The sequence below is a fragment of the Nesterenkonia sedimenti genome (assembly GCF_012641515.1).
In the GTDB taxonomy this organism is placed as follows: Bacteria; Actinomycetota; Actinomycetes; order Actinomycetales; family Micrococcaceae; genus Nesterenkonia; species Nesterenkonia sedimenti.
This window is the reverse complement of sequence record NZ_JABAHY010000001.1, coordinates 376,121-393,304: the sequence shown is the minus strand read 5'-3', so window position 1 is coordinate 393,304 and position 17,184 is coordinate 376,121. Positions and strand designations below refer to the sequence as shown.

The 17,184-nt window shown below is 62.8% G+C and carries 16 protein-coding genes, 1 other RNA gene and 1 pseudogene; 11 read left to right on the top strand and 7 right to left on the bottom strand.

The features are described from left to right. Positions 1-37 precede the first annotated feature (37 nt). The 4 genes from HGQ17_RS01910 to msrB all read right to left on the bottom strand — a co-directional run bounded on the left by HGQ17_RS01910 (position 38) and on the right by msrB (position 3,379). The gene (locus HGQ17_RS01910; RefSeq protein ID WP_168886261.1) at positions 38-1,279 is read right to left on the bottom strand and encodes a ribonuclease D; all 1,242 of its coding nucleotides are present in this window, start codon (positions 1,277-1,279) and stop codon (positions 38-40) included. A 4-nt stretch (positions 1,280-1,283) separates the two neighbouring features. Further along, positions 1,284-1,853: a DUF3000 domain-containing protein gene (locus HGQ17_RS01905; RefSeq protein WP_168886260.1), complete on the bottom strand. Its 570-nt coding sequence runs from the start codon at positions 1,851-1,853 to the stop codon at positions 1,284-1,286. A 78-nt stretch (positions 1,854-1,931) separates the two neighbouring features. Beyond that, complete coding sequence (locus tag HGQ17_RS01900; protein ID WP_168886259.1) at positions 1,932-2,990, bottom strand: threonine aldolase family protein; 1,059 nt, start codon at positions 2,988-2,990, stop codon at positions 1,932-1,934. Then, the gene (msrB, locus tag HGQ17_RS01895; RefSeq protein WP_168886258.1) at positions 2,987-3,379 is read right to left on the bottom strand and encodes a peptide-methionine (R)-S-oxide reductase MsrB; all 393 of its coding nucleotides are present in this window, start codon (positions 3,377-3,379) and stop codon (positions 2,987-2,989) included. Before msrB ends, HGQ17_RS01900 begins: the two co-directional genes overlap by 4 nt. Before the next feature lie 64 nt (positions 3,380-3,443). Between msrB and HGQ17_RS01890 the strand changes: the two genes are divergently transcribed. From HGQ17_RS01890 to gndA, 5 genes are all read left to right on the top strand, one after another. Further along, on the top strand, positions 3,444-4,808 hold the full coding sequence (locus HGQ17_RS01890; protein ID WP_168886257.1) for an alpha/beta hydrolase family protein: 1,365 nt from the start codon (positions 3,444-3,446) through the stop codon (positions 4,806-4,808). A gap of 60 nt (positions 4,809-4,868) precedes the next feature. Then, positions 4,869-6,467, top strand: coding sequence for an AMP-binding protein (locus tag HGQ17_RS01885; RefSeq protein ID WP_324615142.1), 1,599 nt, complete (start codon positions 4,869-4,871; stop codon positions 6,465-6,467). Between the two features lie 33 nt (positions 6,468-6,500). Beyond that, positions 6,501-7,568 (top strand): cell division protein ZapE, encoded by a 1,068-nt coding sequence (gene zapE, locus HGQ17_RS01880; protein ID WP_168886256.1) that lies wholly within the window; start codon positions 6,501-6,503, stop codon positions 7,566-7,568. An 88-nt stretch (positions 7,569-7,656) separates the two neighbouring features. Beyond that, positions 7,657-8,586: a polyphosphate kinase 2 gene (gene ppk2, locus HGQ17_RS01875; RefSeq protein ID WP_168886255.1), complete on the top strand. Its 930-nt coding sequence runs from the start codon at positions 7,657-7,659 to the stop codon at positions 8,584-8,586. A gap of 177 nt (positions 8,587-8,763) precedes the next feature. Then, entirely contained in the window at positions 8,764-10,221 is a 1,458-nt protein-coding gene (gene gndA / locus HGQ17_RS01870; protein WP_168886254.1) for an NADP-dependent phosphogluconate dehydrogenase, read from the top strand. A 3-nt stretch (positions 10,222-10,224) separates the two neighbouring features. Here gndA and HGQ17_RS01865 read toward each other — a convergent pair whose 3' ends face one another. Together HGQ17_RS01865 and HGQ17_RS01860 are read right to left on the bottom strand one after the other, a co-directional pair. After that, on the bottom strand, positions 10,225-10,668 hold the full coding sequence (locus HGQ17_RS01865; protein ID WP_168886253.1) for a reverse transcriptase-like protein: 444 nt from the start codon (positions 10,666-10,668) through the stop codon (positions 10,225-10,227). 122 nt (positions 10,669-10,790) lie between these two features. Continuing rightward, positions 10,791-11,636 (bottom strand): Nif3-like dinuclear metal center hexameric protein, encoded by an 846-nt coding sequence (locus HGQ17_RS01860; RefSeq protein ID WP_168886252.1) that lies wholly within the window; start codon positions 11,634-11,636, stop codon positions 10,791-10,793. Between the two features lie 71 nt (positions 11,637-11,707). Between HGQ17_RS01860 and msrA the strand changes: the two genes are divergently transcribed. From msrA to epsC, 3 genes are all read left to right on the top strand, one after another. Next, on the top strand, positions 11,708-12,253 hold the full coding sequence (gene msrA / locus HGQ17_RS01855) for a peptide-methionine (S)-S-oxide reductase MsrA (protein WP_168886251.1): 546 nt from the start codon (positions 11,708-11,710) through the stop codon (positions 12,251-12,253). Between the two features lie 65 nt (positions 12,254-12,318). Beyond that, positions 12,319-13,251, top strand: a complete 933-nt coding sequence (gene cysK / locus HGQ17_RS01850) for a cysteine synthase A (protein ID WP_168886460.1) — start codon at positions 12,319-12,321, stop codon at positions 13,249-13,251. A 2-nt stretch (positions 13,252-13,253) separates the two neighbouring features. Further along, a complete protein-coding gene (epsC, locus tag HGQ17_RS01845; protein WP_168886250.1) occupies positions 13,254-13,841 on the top strand; it encodes a serine O-acetyltransferase EpsC in 588 nt (195 codons plus the stop codon). Here the strand turns inward: epsC and HGQ17_RS01840 are convergent. Beyond that, the gene (locus HGQ17_RS01840) at positions 13,834-14,598 is read right to left on the bottom strand and encodes a YaaA family protein (RefSeq protein WP_168886249.1); all 765 of its coding nucleotides are present in this window, start codon (positions 14,596-14,598) and stop codon (positions 13,834-13,836) included. The genes epsC and HGQ17_RS01840 overlap by 8 nt on opposite strands. Positions 14,599-14,624: 26 nt before the next feature. On the opposite strand from HGQ17_RS01840, the pseudogene HGQ17_RS15810 reads away from it, so the two are divergent. The 3 genes and pseudogenes from HGQ17_RS15810 to HGQ17_RS01825 form a co-directional block, all read left to right on the top strand. Next, a pseudogene (locus HGQ17_RS15810) lies at positions 14,625-15,305 on the top strand (YwaF family protein); the annotation flags it as partial. A gap of 22 nt (positions 15,306-15,327) precedes the next feature. Further along, positions 15,328-15,672, top strand: an RNA gene (gene rnpB / locus HGQ17_RS01830) — RNase P RNA component class A. Positions 15,673-15,727: 55 nt separating this feature from the next. Further along, entirely contained in the window at positions 15,728-17,170 is a 1,443-nt protein-coding gene (locus HGQ17_RS01825) for a glyceraldehyde-3-phosphate dehydrogenase (protein WP_168886248.1), read from the top strand. The last annotated feature ends 14 nt before the right edge of the window (positions 17,171-17,184 follow it).

Genomic DNA, 17,184 nt, shown 5'->3' with positions numbered 1-17,184 from the left:
TATGGATGCTGCGGTCTGCATCACATCATACCGAATACTACTGCTCAGTAAGATCCTCAGGGTCAAGCATGGCAACTGTGATGATGGCAGCGCTCTGAGACACCTGCCAGTCCCGGGCGCCGAACTCCCTCAGGGCCTCACTGACCGTATCGAGATCGATGGACTCCGGAGGTGTCCAGCACAGCTGTTTGAGCACTGCCGGTGCCAGCAGAGTCTCCGGCATCATCTCCAGCTCCTCAGCGCGACGGGCCAGTCTCGACCGGGCCGTGCGGAACTGGGCGAAGGCCCGCGGATTCCTGTCCCGCCAGGTTCGCGGAGCCGGGGGAGTGCCGGATGGGACATGTTTGGCCGGAAGGTCCTCACTGCGGGCCCCGGTCTGCACTGCAGCCAGCCATCGGCGAGCTTCCCGTTTGGCGGCCCGGCCGTGGAAGCCATCAGTGCTCAGCAGCATCGGAACAGTCCTCGGCATGGCCTCGGCGGCTTTGACCAGCGCTGAATCTGGAAGCAGGTGTCCCGGTGCAAGATCGCGTTTCTGGGCAAGATCCTCCCGGGCCCGCCACAGCTCACGCAGTACCGCCAACTGCCGGGGGGACTTCAGCCGGTTCAGGCCCGAGGTCTTCCGCCAGCGGTCCTCATAGGGGACCACCGAAGGTTGGAAACTGCGCAGGGCGTCGAACTCCTCACGCGCCCAATCGGCTTTGGACTGCGCCTGAAGACTCTCCACGAGCTTCTCGCGCAGGGGAATCAACAGGTCCACATCCAGGGCCGCATAGCGCAGCCAATCTGCGGGCAGCGGTCGCTTGGACCAGTCGGCAGCCGAATGCTCTTTGGCCAGCCGTACACCGAGCAGCTGCTCAACCACAGCGCCGAGGCCCACCCTCGGCAGCCCGCTCATCCGGGCTGCGAGCTCCGTGTCGAAAAGCTCCTGGGGGTGCATGCCCAACTCCGCCAGACAGGGCAGATCCTGGGTGGCGGCATGCAGAATCCATTCAGCCCCGCCGATGGCGTCCTGGATGGGCGCCAAAGAGTCAAAAGGTTCTGGATCGATGAGCCAGATCCCAGAACCGGTGCGTTTGAGCTGCACCAGGAAGGCCCGCTGGCCATAGCGGAAACCGGAGGCCCGTTCGGCATCCACCGCCACTGGGCCAGTGCCCGCGGCAATGGCCTCGGCAGCCCGCTGCAGGCCCCGTTCGGTATCGATCACGGCGGGAACTTTTCCGCCCTCGGGTTCCTCATGCAGGGGCAGCTCAGCCTCCACCTGCTCCTCTGTTTGAGTCATCGCCTCAATTCCTCCGTAGATGGGGTAGGGCGACAACACCATCGGGCAGCGGGGGCAGGCCGGCGAAAGAACAGACCATATCTGCCCATGCTTCCAGGTGCGCCCCGAAACGGGTGTCCACCGGTGTCCATGAGGCGCGGAGTTCGACGTCGTTGCTGGCCACACGGGTCTCCAGGGAGCCGAATGACTCCGACAGGATGCGGGTAGCGGTGCCCCCGGCCTGAGTGTGCTGAACACCGTGCTGGGCCAGGGAATCGGCCAGCCAGGTCCAGGCAACTGATGCCAGCAGGGGGTCATTGCCCATTTCCGGCTCCAACTCAGCGCGGATGTAGATGACCACCCGGAAGGTGCCGCTCCAGGACTCCTGCCCCTCGGGATCATGCAGCAGGATAAACCGCCCGGTGGCCATATGCTCTTCGATCTCCGCGCTCAGGGCCACAGCATAGGGGGCCAGACGCGCCGGTGCCGGAATCTCCTCGACCACTGCTTCGGAGCGGGTTTCGGCAGCTTTGAGCTCGTAGATAGCGGCGCGGAAGGATTCGGGCACACCACTGAGCCCCGATGCTGCGCTCACAGGCCCGAATAAGCTCACTCCATCAGCCTATGGAGAGCGTCGTGCAGGCTGGCTCAGGCACGCCGCGCAGGCCAGGAATCACCCGGCGGCACAGGCCACCAGAGCCGAAATATCCTCTTCGGTGGTCTGCCAGGAGCACATCAGGCGCAGCACTGGCTTACCTGCAGGGGAGGTATCCCAAATATGGGCCAGGTAGCGCTGCTGAATCCGGTCGGCGATCTCCTGGGTCACCTCCGGGAAGACCGCGTTGACCACCGGTTCGGTAGGCAGGGCTGCACCGGGCAGTTCCGCAATGGCCCGGCCCAGGGCCGCAGCCTGGGCGTTGGCATGGCTGGCATTCTGCCGCCAAAGCTCGGTGCCGAATAGAGCCAGCAGCTGTGCGGCGACGAAGCGCTGTTTAGAGGCCAGCTGCATAGAGAACTTCCGGATGTAGTCAATGCCGTGGCAACGTTCGGGATTGACCACGACGACGGCCTCAGCTGCCAGTGCGCCATTCTTCGTCCCACCCAGGGAGATGATGTCAGCTCCGACCTCAGAGGTGATCTCACCAAGACCCATACCCAGGGCCGCCGCAGCATTGGAGAGCCTCGAGCCGTCAATATGCACGCCCATGCCCAGGGCATGGGCAGCCTCTGAGACCTCAGCGATTTCCGCGGGGGTATAGAGGGTGCCCAGTTCGGTGGACTGAGTCAGAGTCACTGCTGCCGGCTGTGCCGCGTGAACGAATCCGATGGCTGCGGATTCAGCCTGGATATCGGCCGGGGTAAGTTTCCCGTCAGCTGTGGGGCGCGGCAGCAGCTTCATTGCTCCGAGACGCTCCGGGGCAGCCCCCTCGTCATTATTGACATGTGCCTGAGCTGAGCAGATCGCTGCACCCCAGCGGGGCAGCAGTCCCTGCAGGGCCACCACATTGGCTCCGGTGCCGTTGAAGACCGGGAGGATCTCCGCCTGGTCGCCGAACTCCGTCTTTGCCCAGTCGGTCAGCTCAGCTGAGACTTGATCACCCCCATATGGCAGGGCTGCGCCTTGATTGGCGCCGGCCAGTGCCTCCATGACTTCCGGGCTGACTCCGGCGACATTATCTGAGGCGAAAGAGGCGTCGAGCTCGGGGGTGATGGTGGCGCGTTTCTTGCTCATTCTCCGTCTGTTTTCGGTTCGAAGGTCATGGACACTGAATTGATGCAGTAACGAAGGTCCGTGGGTGTGGAGAACCCCTCACCTTCGAAGACATGGCCCAAATGGGATTCGCAGGACCCGCAGCGGACCTCGATCCGCTGCATACCCATGGAGGTGTCCTTCAAATAGGTGACATTGGAACCCTCGGCCGGTTGGTAGAAGCTCGGCCAGCCACAGCGGGAGTCGAATTTCGTCTCGGATTCGAACAGCTTGTCACCGCAGGCCCGGCAGTAATAGGTCCCGGCTTCCTTATTGTCCCAGTGCTCGCCGGTATAGGGCCGTTCAGTGCCACCTTCGCGCAGCACGTGGTACTCGAAATCGGTCAGCTTTTGGCGGAACGGATCAGTCACCTGACCAGTCTACGCTTCAGGCCGTAGAGTAGAGAGCAGCAGGTCATCAGACGGTGGGAGGTCTATGAACGGCGAGATCAGGCGGAAGCTGCAGAAGGCCGCCGATTCGGCAGAACTTGCTCAGTTGAAGACTCAGCGTCAGACCAAACGGCTGCTGGCGAAATTCCGTCGAGAACCTGAGCCCACCCCCTGGATGCGGTCAGTGGTGCTGGGGGCGGGCACAGGTCTGGCTGCCGGGATGACTATCACCGCTGCAGCCTCCGCGCTGGCCGGCTATTTCGCCCGGGTAGTGGTGACCCCGGTGAAGGAGCGCGTTGAGGACCTCGAGATTCTCGCGGTGGTCCGTGGCAGTGACGGCGATGAGGTCATCCTCCCGGCCACCGATGAGACAGTCGTCGACGGCGTCTACGGGCTCTACTTCCACGGCGGAAAGGGGCACGCCAGAATCGGTGAGATCACCAGCTTCACACCCCGGGACGGCACTTTGGCCCGCCGGGTAGAGGCTGTCACCGGTGGTGATCTGCGCACTGCAGTGCGCGGTTGGTGGTCATCCGTGCCCTGGCTGAGCCCCCAGGCAGCAGGCTTCCCCACGGAAGAGGTTGTCCTGGATCTGCCCGGTGGTCCGGCCCCGGCCTGGTACGTTCCGGCAACTGATGAGAATGCGCCCCTGTACAGCAAGAACGTCTGGGGAATCATGGTCCATGGTCGCGGCGGCACCCGCGCCGAAGGGATCAAAGCACTCTTCGCCATGCGGCGGCTGGGCATCAACTCCCTTCTGATCTCCTACCGCAATGACGGCGAGGCCCCGGCTGCTCCGGATGGGAAGTATGGGCTGGGCGTGACCGAATGGGAGGACGTGGAGGAGGCCATCCGCTATGCCCTGGACCAAGGTGCCGAGGAGGTCGTCCTTCTGGGCTGGTCGATGGGTGGGGCTATCAGCCTCCAGACCGCCGATCGTTCGCCGCTTGCTGCACATATCCGCGGGCTGGTGCTGACCGGACCGGTGATCGACTGGATCGACGTACTGGCCTATCAAGCTCGGGCACTGAAGATTCCTGAGCCCATCGGAAGGCTTACCCGCTGGTTCATCTCCAATAAGGCCGGCCGCCGGGTGACCGGACTGGCCTCACCGGTGGACCTGAAGATCCTCAACTGGATCGACCGATCCGACCAGCTGCATGTGCGAACTCTGGTGCTGCACAGTATCGACGACGACGTCGTGCCTTATGGTCCCAGCCGGGATCTGGCCCGGCGGAACAAGATGGCTAGCTTCGTACCATTCACCGGTGCCCGCCACGTCAAGGAGTGGAACCGCAACCCCGAGCGCTGGGACAGCCGGGTAGAGGAGTGGCTCACGGCCCTGTTCACCAGTCCGGAACCGGGACAGCGCCGGCCAGAGGAGCATGAACCGGTGGAACCTGCGGATTAGCATGACCACTACTCACTGGTAAGGTGATGCGCGTCACATATCTTCAGTGAAGGAGAACACGTGAGCATCATCCCCAGTCCGCATGCACCCGTTGAGATTCCTCAGGGAAGTATTTATGAGCTGATCTTCGGCAACCTCAGCGATGAGGATGCCGAACGAACCGCCCTGATCCAGGGTGAAACCGGTCGGGAGATCACCTACGGGGCCCTGAAGGAACAGGTGGACCTCCTCGCAGGAGCGCTGGCCTCCCGCGGAATCGGCCCCGGTGATGTGATCGCCCTGCAGGCCCCGAACATCCCGGAGTTCGTCACTGCATTCCACGGCATTCTGCGCGCCGGGGCCACCGCCACCACAGTGAACTCCATGTACACCGCAGGTGAGGTGGCCAAACAGATTCGCGCAGCCGGTGCCCGGATGATGATCACCGTCTCAGCTCTGGCTGAGAACGCAGTGGCCGGGGCTGAAGAGGCAGGACTAGGCACTGAATCGATCATCCTGCTCGACGAGGACGGGGTGCACCCTTCTCTGCTGCGGCTGCTGGGTGAGGGACTTAAACCGCCGGAGGTCAATATCGACCCCCAGGAGCATCTGGCGGTGCTGCCGTTCTCATCAGGCACCACCGGAGCGCCCAAAGGCGTGATGCTCACCCACCAGAACCTGGTGGCCAATACCTGTCAGATCCAGTATCTGCTTCCAGCCGGGCCCGGGGTACCGATCCAGGCTGTACTGCCGATGTTCCACATCTACGGGATGACCGTGCTGATGAACTTCGGTCTCTACCGGCGGGCCAAAGTCGTCACCATGGCGAAATTCGACCTCGAGGACTTCCTGCGCATCATCCAGGACCAGCGCATTGAGGTCTCCTTCATCGCCCCGCCGATCGCCGTGGCCCTGGCCAAGCACCCCCTGGTGGATCAGTACAACACCGACAGTCTGATCTCCATCCTCTCCGGAGCGGCACCTCTGGATGAGGGCACTGCCAAGGCCGTCTCCACCCGGCTGGGCTGCGAGCTCAGCCAAGGCTTCGGGATGACCGAGCTCTCCCCGGTCTCCCATCTGTCTCCGTATGGTCAGGACCAGTACCCCCAAGGTTCCATCGGACCGGGTGTCCCACTGGTGGAGACTAAGCTGGTCGACCCCGCCACCGGTGAGGACATCGAGGTGCCTGAGACTGGAGACTCCGCAGCCGGGGAGATGTGGGTCCGCGGACCCATGGTTATGAAGGGATACCTCAACAACCCCACAGCCACTGAGGCGACACTTATGGAAGGCGGATGGCTGCGCACCGGAGATATCGCCGTCTACAACTCCGGGGGCTGGTTCACAGTGGTGGACCGGCTCAAAGAGCTCATCAAATACAAGGGCTACCAGGTGCCTCCAGCCGAATTGGAAGCCCTGCTGCTGGAGCACGAGAAGATCGCCGATGCCGCCGTGGTGGGAGTGCCCAGCGCCGAAGGCGAGGAGATCCCCAAAGCCTTCGTGGTCCGGCAGGCCGATGCCCAGGGAAATCCCGCTGAGCTCAGCGCCGAGGAGGTCATGGAATATGTGGCCGCCCGCGTGGCTCCCTATAAGAAAATCCGCGAGGTGGAGTTCATCGAGCAGGTGCCGAAATCGCGCACCGGCAAGATCCTGCGCAGGGAGCTGAAGCCCGCAGCCTGAGCCCAGCCCCGGAGTCGGCGTAGAGTGGAGGCCATGTCTTTTGCTGCCCAACCACTTGCCGAGCGCACCCCGCAGGTCACAGTCGATGACCTCCTGGCCGGTCTGGAGCCTTCCTTCCGCTTCGCCGAGGTCTCCTTCGACAGCTACATCCCCGATCCCCAACACCCCTCACAGACCGAGGCAGTGGAGGCGCTGAGGGGCTTCTCACGCACTTTGGGCAAGCAGGCGTCGTCGTCATTCTTCGGCAAACTCTTCGGCGGGGGGAAAAAGCCCACCGGACCGGCCGGAATCTACCTCGACGGGGGATTCGGTGTGGGCAAAACCCACCTCTTGGCCTCGCTCTACCATGCAGCCGGCGAGCAGGGGGTCCCCGCTGAGAAGCGCGCCTTCGGCACCTTCGTGGAATACACCAACCTCGTCGGCGCCCTGAGCTTCCGCAAAACCGTGGAGGTGCTCAGCGACTATCAGCTGGTCTGTATCGACGAATTCGAGCTCGACGACGCCGGGGACACCACCCTGATGTCGCGGCTGCTGCGTGAACTGGCTGATGCCGGGGTCAAGCTCGCCGCAACCTCGAACACCCTGCCCGGCTCCCTGGGTGAGGGCCGGTTCGCCGCCAGCGACTTCAAGCGTGAGATCCAGGTACTGGCCGATCAGTTCCGGGTCATTCGGGTCGACGGTGAGGACTACCGGCACCGTGGGCTGCCTGAGGCCCCGGCTCCGCTGAGCACAGGGGAACTGGAGGACTTCGCCGTTGAACACTATGGGGACCAGGAGATCGCCGTGGACGATTTCGGCCCTCTGTGCGAGAACCTCTCCAAAGTCCACCCCAGCCGTTACCGTCAGCTGATCAGCGGTGTCGATGTCCTGGTGCTCAAAGACGTCGAGACGATCGAAGGCCAGTCCCTGGCACTGCGCTTTGTAGTCCTGGCAGACCGGCTCTACGACCAGAATGTGAAGATCATCGCCTCCGGTGTGCCCTTTGATGCGCTGTTCACCGAGGAGATGCTCTCCGGCGGATACATGAAGAAGTACTACCGGACCGTCTCCCGCCTCACAGCTCTGGCCCGTTCGGGGCAGATGGGGGAGCAGGCGCTGTAGGCTGGTAAGTCACCGTTCACGCCCCGTTTACACGCGGGTTGTGAGATGACGCCGTCGTCATCGAGTCGTAGGAAGGGCAGCAGCTATCGTGAAACAGGATCTCTGGGAAGGGCTCGAGGCCAATAAGCCGCGGCAGAATCTGCGGGAGTTCATCGACCAGCTGCGCGCCGGGGGATACACCGTTCAGGATGGTCATACCCCTGACCCCGATCTCATTGACCCCCAGGGCAATGCCGTGGAGACCTGGCAGGAGAACTACCCCTACGAATACCGGCTCAGCCGTGATCTCTACGAGATCGAGAAGTACCACCTTCAGGTAGAACTGCTGAAATTTCAGTACTGGGCTGAGGACTACGGGCTTAAGCACGTCATTGTCTTTGAGGGCCGCGATGCCGCCGGCAAGGGTGGAACCATCAAACGGTTCACCGAACACCTCAACCCACGTACCGCCCGGGTAGTGGCGCTGAATAAACCCAGTGACCGGGAACGCGGCCAATGGTACTTCCAGCGTTATATCTACCACCTGCCCACAGCCGGAGAGATGGTGCTCTTCGACCGCTCCTGGTACAACCGTGCCGGAGTCGAGCGGGTGATGGGCTTCTGCTCTGATGCCGAATACGAAGTCTTCATGAACCAAGCGCCGGTCTTCGAACAGATGCTCATCGACGCTGGAGTGCATCTGACCAAATTCTGGTTCTCCGTCACACAGCGGGAACAGCGCACCCGCTTCGCGATCCGGCAGATCGATCCCGTCCGGCAGTGGAAGCTTTCCCCCATGGACCTGGAGTCACTGGACCGGTGGGAGGCCTATACCGAGGCCAAAGAAGAGATGTTCCGGCGCACAGACACCGATCACGCGCCGTGGATCACCATCAAGTCCAATGACAAGAAGCGGGCCCGGCTCAACGCCATGCGGTATTTCCTCTCCCAGTTTGAATACGAGGGGAAGGACCATGAGGTGGTCGGGGAGCCAGATCCGCGGATCGTCCAGCGCGGACGCAACGCTGTAGGGGACTGATGCTCAGGTGGCGTTGGGTGCCCCTCCGCCCCGAAACCTCCTCCTTTACTCGCCGAACCGCCTGACGGCGGTGTCGGCTCCCCACAAGGGATCCTCCGGTTTCGTGGCTCCGACCCAACGCCACAGCTTCCCCTATAGGATGGACTTCAGCATCCGACCCCCGACCTAGGAGACATAGTGGGCGCTGATATTGGAGTAACCGGACTGGCCGTGATGGGCGCGAACCTCGCCCGGAACCTGGCCCGGAATGGCTACACCGTAGCCCTGCACAACCGGACTTCCGCCCGAACCGATGCGCTCATCAACTCCTACTCCAATGAGGGGACTTTCGTGCGCACCGAGTCCCTGGCTGAGCTGGTGGAATCCCTGGAACGGCCGCGCCGGGTGCTGATCATGGTCAAGGCCGGAGCCGCGGTAGATGCCGTCATCGACGAGCTGACCGGCCTGCTGGAAGAAGGCGATATCGTCATCGACGCCGGTAACTCCTTCTATGAGGAGACCCGGCGGCGCGAGGCCGCCCTGGCGGAGAAGGGTCTGCACTTCGTCGGCGTCGGAGTCTCCGGTGGCGAAGAAGGCGCACTCAACGGGCCCTCCATCATGCCCGGCGGATCCAAGAAATCCTATGAATCCCTGGGACCGATGCTGGAGAAGATCGCCGCCGACTACAACGGCGAACCCTGCTGCGCATGGGTCGGCACGGACGGCGCCGGCCACTTCGTGAAGATGGTGCACAACGGGATCGAATACGCCGATATGCAGGTCATCGGCGAGGCCTTCGACCTCATGCGTTCACTGGCCGGACTGGAACCGGCCGAACAGGCCGGTGTCTTCCGGGAATGGAACACCACCGATCTGGCCTCCTACCTCATCGAGATCACCTCCGAGGTCCTCGAGCAGGAAGACGAGCTCACCGGTCGGCCCCTGGTCGATGTCATCGTCGACGCCGCCGGGCAGAAGGGCACCGGCCGCTGGACAGCCATCTCCGGCCTGGAGGTCGGCTCCCCGGTGACCACCATCGCAGAATCCGTCTTCGCCCGCTCCATCTCCTCCCAGCTGGGCCTGCGCGAGATCACCAACCAGGTCTTCCCGGCAGGAATCAACGAGGCCGTCACCGCCGAGGAGCTCTACGGCTCCGGGGATGCCCGACAGGACTTTGTGGAGGATGTGCGCAAGGCGCTCTACGCCTCCAAACTGGTCTCTTACGCCCAGGGCTTCGATATGCTCACCGCCGCAGCCCAGGAATACGGCTGGGAACTGGATATGCGGACCATCGCCTCCCTGTGGCGGGCCGGCTGCATCATCCGCGCGGACCTGCTGGACACCATCATGAAGGCCTATGAGGGCTCCGAGGAACAACCCCGGAACCTGTTGCTGGCCGAGGAGTTCACCGAGGCCATCGCCGAATGCCTGCCCGCCTGGCGTCGTGTGGTGGCGGCAGCGGCCACCTATGGAGTTCCGGCACCGGTGTTCAGCTCATCGCTGGCTTACTACGACTCCCTGCGCCGGGACCGGCTGCCGGCCTCGCTGACCCAGGGCCTTCGCGACTACTTCGGCGCTCACACCTACCAGCGGGTGGATAAGCCGGGGACTTTCCACACCCGCTGGTCAGACGACCGCACTGAAACCGAGGTCTGAGTCCTAACCGACTCTGCTGGCGGCCGGGTCCCAATCGGTTCCGGCCGCTGAGGCGTCCATGGCCTCATTGCTCAGGGCGTCGGCGTCGCCGTTCTTGGCCCGTGGAATCCAGGTATAGGTGACCTGCATAGGGGAGAGGATGCTCGCGGCCTCAGCGGCCAGGCGCTTCATATCCTCATGTTTGATCTTCCACCGGCCGCTCATCTGTTCCACCACCAGTTTGGAGTCCATCAGGACCTCCACTGAGGCGGCCGGATCGATCTCGCGGGCCAGTTTCAGGCCCTCGATGAGACCGGTGTACTCGGCAACGTTATTCGACGCCTTGCCCAGGGGCACGGCTTTAGTGGCCAGGATCTCGCCGTCGGTATTACGAACAAGGGCACCTGCCCCGGCGATACCGGGGTTGCCGCGGGAACCGCCGTCGGCCTCAATAATCAGATCAGTCACGGGGGACTACCTTACCGTGGAGCAGCGCAGCTGCGTATGAGGAGCGTGAGCGACGACTTTAGGTCGTGATGGATGGAGTAAGCTATCCGAGAGCCGAGCGCGGCGTGTACGCGCCGGCGGAACTAGCGGGGCGTTATGACGAAATCCCAGGGGTCGGTGTTGATACCCGAGACCGCAATCTCCACCTCATATCCGGCATCACCGAGGCGACGGTCCAGAGTCTGGGCGGCTGCAGGCAGCCAGAGCCACTCACTGGCGAAATGCGAAACATCGATCAGATAGGGCCGTTGGCCGGCCACCGCCTCCCGCGCCTCAGAAGCCGGGTGATGACGCAGATCAGCGGTGATGTACACATCAGCCTCAGTCGCCCGCGCTGCGGCTAAGAGAGAATCACCGGCACCGCCGCAGAGGGCGACCCGCTGGACCAATCCGTCCCGGTCACCGGCCACCCGGACACCACCGGCGACTGCAGGCAGGATACCGAAGACAGTGGCGGCGAAATCGCCCAGGGTGGTGGTCTGCGGCAGGGTGCCGATCCGGCCCAGGCCCTCCTCATCCAGACCTTCCTCGGCCGGTTTCAGCGGGCGGGCATCCTGAAGGCCCAGGATCTCGGCGAGGACATCATTGACTCCGCCCACCGCGGAGTCCCCATTGGTATGAGCGGTCAACAGGGCGCAACCAGATTCGATCAGCCGGTGAATCACCTCACCCTTGAAAGTGCCAGCCTCCACGGAGTTCACCCCGCGCAGCAGCAGCGGATGATGGGTGATCAGCAGATCCGCATCGGCAGCGCAGGCCTCCTCAACGACTGCTGAGACCGGATCCACGGCAAAATGGATCTTCTGCACCGGGGCGCTGCGGCGCCCAGCCACCAGCCCCACCGCATCCCAGGACTCAGCCAGCGAGGCCGGCCAAAGCTCTTCTACGACGTCGAGGACCTGCTGCAGTGTTGGAGTCGTCTCACCCATGACTCCATTTCTACCCCTGAAGATGATCCGGCACCAGGAATGAACCGCCGCTCGGCTGAGTTTGCACCGGTATGACTGACCGGACAGTGGTCCTCGGCGCCGGATGCTTCTGGTGCCTGGACTCAATCGCTCGTAAGCTCAAAGACGTGACCCGGGTGCGCTCGGTCTACACCGGCGGCACGGCACAGACCGCCAACTACTACGCAGTCTGTTCCGGGACCACCGGGCACGCCGAGGCCGTGGAGATCACCTTCAATCCCGAGCAGCTGCCTGCCCAGGTGCTCTTCGACGTGTTCTTCTCCACCCATGACCCCACCACCCTGAACCGACAGGGACACGATGTCGGACCACAGTACCGGTCGGCGATGTTTTACTCCTCTGAGGAGGAGAAGCGGGAATTCCAAGCGGCCATCGACACTGCCCAGCAGCACTTTCAGGACCCCATTGTGACCTCCCTGGAACCCCTTGCAGAGGTTTACGAGGCCGAGGCTGAACATCAGGACTTCCACGCCCGGCGTCCCGAGGTCGGCTACTGCCAGTTCATCATTGACCCCAAGATCGCGAAGCTGCGGGCAAATTGGTCCCAGTGGCTGCGTGAGGACCAGCCGGTTCTCTAGATAGGCTTATCACCGAAGTCAGGCAACACAGGCAATCGTCAGTCCACCGAAAGGACGTGAGCACCATGGCCCTGCTCAACAACATCACCGAAGCTGTCGGCAATACCCCCCTAGTCCGGCTGAACGCACTCACTGAGGGTCTGCCCGGCAATGTGGCTGTCAAACTGGAGTTCTACTCCCCGGCCTCATCCGTCAAGGACCGGATCGGTACGGCAATCGTCGACGCCGCCGAGGCCGCCGGAGTGCTCAAACCCGGCGGAACGATCGTGGAGGGCACATCCGGCAACACCGGCATCGCCCTGGCAATGGTCGGAGCCGCCCGCGGCTACCGCGTGGTGCTGACCATGCCCGAAACCATGTCCACTGAGCGTCGGGTCATGCTGCGGGCCTATGGGGCAGAGATCGTGCTGACCCCCGGTGCTGAGGGAATGCGCGGTGCTGTGGAGAAGGCCAAGCAGATCGTCGAGGAGACCGACAACGCCATCTGGGCCCGGCAGTTCGCCAATGAAGCCAACCCCCAGATCCACTACAACACCACCGGTGAGGAGATCTGGCAGGACACTGACGGAGCCGTGGATGTCCTGGTCTCCGGCATCGGCACCGGTGGGACCATCACTGGAGCCGGCCGCAAACTGCGTGAATACAACAGCGACCTCCACATTGTGGCGGTGGAGCCCGAGGACTCACCGATCCTCTCCGGCGGAGCCGCAGGCCCGCATAAGATCCAGGGCATCGGCCCGAACTTCGTCCCGGATGTATTGGACACCGAGATCTACAACGAGGTGATCACCGCCAATCTGGAGAAGGCCATCACCACCTCCCGCGAGCTGGGCACCAAGGAAGGCATTCTCGGCGGTATCTCCACCGGCGCCATGGTGGCAGCAGCCCTGGAGATTGCCGCCAGGGAGGAGATGAAGGACAAGCTCATTGTCACCATCGCCGCGGACTTCGGTGAACGCTATATTTCCACCCTGCTCTACGAAGACATCCGAGGCTGACCGTGGGGATCCTTTCCAGACTGCGCGAGGACATCAAGAATGCCCGGGAGCACGATCCCGCGGCACGTTCGGACGCCGAGATTGTGCTGGCTTATTCCGGACTGCACGCTATCTGGGCCCACCGGCTCGCCCATAAGATGTGGCAGGTCAAACCCCTGAAGACCCCCGCCCGGGTGGTCTCCCAGGTGACCCGAAGCCTCACCGGCATCGAGATTCACCCCGGAGCCACGATCGGCCGGCGGTTCTTCATTGACCACGGCATGGGTGTGGTCATCGGTGAGACCACGGAGATCGGTGATGACTGCATGCTCTACCAGGGCGTCACCCTCGGAGGAACCTCCCTGGAACAGACCAAACGTCATCCGACCCTGCACGATGGCGTCACCGTCGGGGCCGGGGCCAAAGTTCTGGGCCCGGTGGAGATCGGCGAACAGTCAGCCGTCGGAGCCAATGCCGTAGTGGTCAAATCAGCGCCAGCACACTCAGTGCTGATCGGCGTTCCGGCCAAGGATCGCAAACGTCGCGAAGAGGAGCATAAGCCCCTGGTGGACCCAGCTCACTACGAGCTGGATCCGGCCCTGTTTATTTAGAGACCAGGTCCAGCTGGTGGGGTTTGCGTCCCTCAGCGGGCCGGATCTCTACTGTCCAGCGCTGAGCGGCGACCTCGGCAACCTCGTCGATGGTCTCCGCCGGCCTGGGCTGACGCAGCAGCAGTCCGGTCAGCTCGCCCCGGGCATGCTTGGCAAAATGCGTGACCACCTTGCGCTGGCCATCCTTCTCCGTGAAGTTATTGACCTGCAGGACCTGCTCAGCCGGACCCGGCCAGGTCTTCTGATAGCTGCCCGAGCGGCAGTCGACCACCAGCTGGTCACCGACCATCCGGTCCATCGGCTCAGCCAGCTGCTTCTTCCAATAGATGCCCAGGTTCCCCAGGCCCGGCAGCTTCACATCCATGGAACAGCGATAGACCGGAATTTTGTCGGCGAACCCTGTCACCCCGAACAGACCCGAGAAGATCAACACGTCCTCGGCTGCCCGGGCGAGTTCTGCCTCAGACAACGACGACGCCCCCAGCGCCTCGTAGAGGACCCCGGTGTAGATCTGCCAGGACTCAGCGGCAGGGGAGGAACTCAGCTGCGTATTCGCGCCGACCTCAGCCATAGCTTTCGCCCCGACCTTCAACACTGACTGGGCGTCCTCGCCTGCGCTGACCTCGGCCAAGGAGTCCATCACCTCGGTGCGAGCCTCGCATAGGTCCGGGAAGATAAGGGAGCCGAGGTCGAGCCGGTTATCACCGAAGGAGTCGGGGGCGGTCTTGCCTTCACTGGGCGGAAGCAGAATTTTCACCCCGACAGCCTAGCAACACCGCTGTCATGCGCCGGAACCTAGACTTAGGTGGCGTGAACGAGCAATTCGGCCCCATCCACTTAGGCACCCTGGCAGTCACCGTGGTGCTGTGTGCAGTGGTGATCATCCTCGCCAGAAGGATCCGCAATACGGCTGCTGAGCAATATGCAGTACCTGCCGCTGGCTGGATTCTGCTGTTCTTCTCCCTGATCTGGACCGGACTTCCCATGCTCCCGGAGAACTGGACCCTGCAGGAGTCCCTGCCCCTGCACTACTCCGATCTCTTGCGGGTGATCGCTGCAGTAGCACTGATCACGCGGGCCCGCTGGGCAATCGCGATCAGTTATTACTGGGGCCTGACCTTGAATACGCAGGCGATGCTCACCCCGCATCACAGTCAGCTGGACCTGCTGAGCATTGACTTCGCCTTCTACTGGGGGCTGCATATTGCAGCCCTGCTAGTCCCGCTGGCCCTGGTCTGGGGGTTCGGGCATAGGCCTGGGTGGAGGGACTTCTTCATCGCTTATGCGGCAGCTCTGGCCTGGGCAGCGATTCTGATCCCGGTCAACGCCCAGCTGGGCACCAACTACGGCTTCCTCAACGAGCCGCCAGCGGGAGCATCCTTGATCGACTACCTGGGACCCTGGCCCATGTATGTGGTCTGGTTGGTGGTGCTCACTGGTCTCGTATGGGCGTTGATGACCTGGCCTTGGTACGCTCAGGGGCGGACGGGTCGGCCAGATCATCGCGGTGTGTCACCGGCACACCGAGGAAAGTCCGGGCTCCCCAGGGCAGGATGGTGGGTAACGCCCACTCGGGGTAACCCGCAGGCCAGTGCCACAGAAAACAGACCGCCCCACCAGGGGTAAGGGTGAAACGGTGGTGTAAGAGACCACCAGCGCACCGGGTGACCGGTGCGGCTCGGTAAACCCCATCCGGAGCAAGGTCGAGCAGGATACGTTTGAGGGCTGCCCGCCCGAGTATCCGGGTTGACTGCTTGAGGTCCGCGGCAACGCGGAACCCAGATGGATGATGATCCTTCGACAGAACCCGGCTTATCGGCCGACCTGTCCGCATTATTGGATAGAGTTGGGTCCGACAAAGACGTCCGACCGGGAGGAACCAACCCTTGTCCGAAGTGAGCAAGCATCTCAACGAGTGGATCGACCGCGAGGCTCAGGCAGAAGCCATGATCCCGCGGATCGGCCGGCTCTACCGGGAAAACAATGTCGTTACCGGTATCTACGGCCGCCAGCTGGTCAATCAGTCGGCGATCGATATTCTCAAAGCCCACCGGTTCGCTCGGCAGGTCGATGAGATCGAACTCCCCATCTCCGAAACTCTTCCGCTGGTCCAAGCCCTGACCGAACTCAACCTCGGAGCCGCCAGCATCGACCTTGCCCGGCTGAACAATAAGTTCAAGAACTCCGGTGGCTCCGACCTCAAAGCTTTCCTGCAGACCGAGCTGGCCGATGTCGTCGGCAAACAGGGCCAGGGGCGAGCAGAGCCCCAGGATGTGGTCCTCTACGGCTTCGGCCGGATCGGACGCCTGCTGGCCCGGATCCTGGTCGGCCACGCCTCCTCGGCATCAGGCCTGCGCCTGCGGGCCATCGTGGTCCGCAAGGGGAAGGGCAATGACCTTGCCAAGCGCGCCTCACTGCTGCGCCGGGACTCCGTGCACGGGCCTTTCGCCGGATCTATCCGGGTTGATGAGGAAAACAACGCGATCATCGCCAATGGCACCTACATCCAGGTGATCTACGCATCGAACCCCACCGAGGTGGACTACACCGCCTACGGCATCGACAATGCACTCGTGGTCGACAACACCGGTATCTGGCGCGATGAGGAGGGCCTCAGCCAGCACTTGCAGTCCAAGGGTGCCTCCCGGGTGCTGCTGACCGCCCCCGGCAAGGGCGATATCAAGAACATCGTCTACGGGGTCAACCACGGGGACATCACCGATGACGACAAACTGCTCTCAGCGGCCAGCTGCACCACCAATGCCATCACACCGGTGGCCAAATTGATGCATGACACCTATGGCATCGACCACGGCCATGTGGAGACCGTGCATTCCTACACCAATGATCAGAACCTGATCGATAACTTCCACAAGGGTGAACGCCGCGGGCGCTCGGCAGCACTGAATATGGTGCTTACCGAGACAGGTGCTGCCAAGGCCGTGGCCAAGGCGCTGCCGGAACTCGCCGGCAAACTCTCCGGTAACGCCATCCGGGTGCCCACCCCCGATGTCTCCATGGCGATCCTGAACCTGGAGCTGGACAAAGCCCCGGCCTCCAAAGAGGACCTCAACCGCTTCCTGCGGGCAGAATCCCTGGAGGGTCCCCTGCACAGTCAGGTGGACTACATCGACTCCGCCGAGGTGGTCTCCACCGATTTCGTCGGCTCCAGCGCCGCTGGTGTCGTCGACGGACTGGCAACTATTGTCAACGGCAACCAAGCGATTCTCTACGTCTGGTACGACAACGAATTCGGCTATTCCGCCCAGGTGGTCCGTGTGATGGAGCACATCGCCCAGTCCGAACCGGTGAAGTACCCGCTGATCTGAGCACCATGATGGTA

What these genes read in the sequence shown, in the direction of transcription:
- HGQ17_RS01860 (WP_168886252.1), bottom strand. Translation starts at nt 11,636, where the DNA reads ATGGGTGAGACGACTCCAACACTGCAGCAGGTCCTCGACGTCGTAGAA.
- HGQ17_RS01890 (WP_168886257.1), top strand. Translation starts at nt 3,444, where the DNA reads ATGAACGGCGAGATCAGGCGGAAGCTGCAGAAGGCCGCCGATTCGGCA.
- HGQ17_RS01910 (WP_168886261.1), bottom strand. Translation starts at nt 1,279, where the DNA reads ATGACTCAAACAGAGGAGCAGGTGGAGGCTGAGCTGCCCCTGCATGAG.
- msrA (WP_168886251.1), top strand. Translation starts at nt 11,708, where the DNA reads ATGACTGACCGGACAGTGGTCCTCGGCGCCGGATGCTTCTGGTGCCTG.
- zapE (WP_168886256.1), top strand. Translation starts at nt 6,501, where the DNA reads ATGTCTTTTGCTGCCCAACCACTTGCCGAGCGCACCCCGCAGGTCACA.
- HGQ17_RS01900 (WP_168886259.1), bottom strand. Translation starts at nt 2,990, where the DNA reads ATGAGCAAGAAACGCGCCACCATCACCCCCGAGCTCGACGCCTCTTTC.
- cysK (WP_168886460.1), top strand. Translation starts at nt 12,319, where the DNA reads ATGGCCCTGCTCAACAACATCACCGAAGCTGTCGGCAATACCCCCCTA.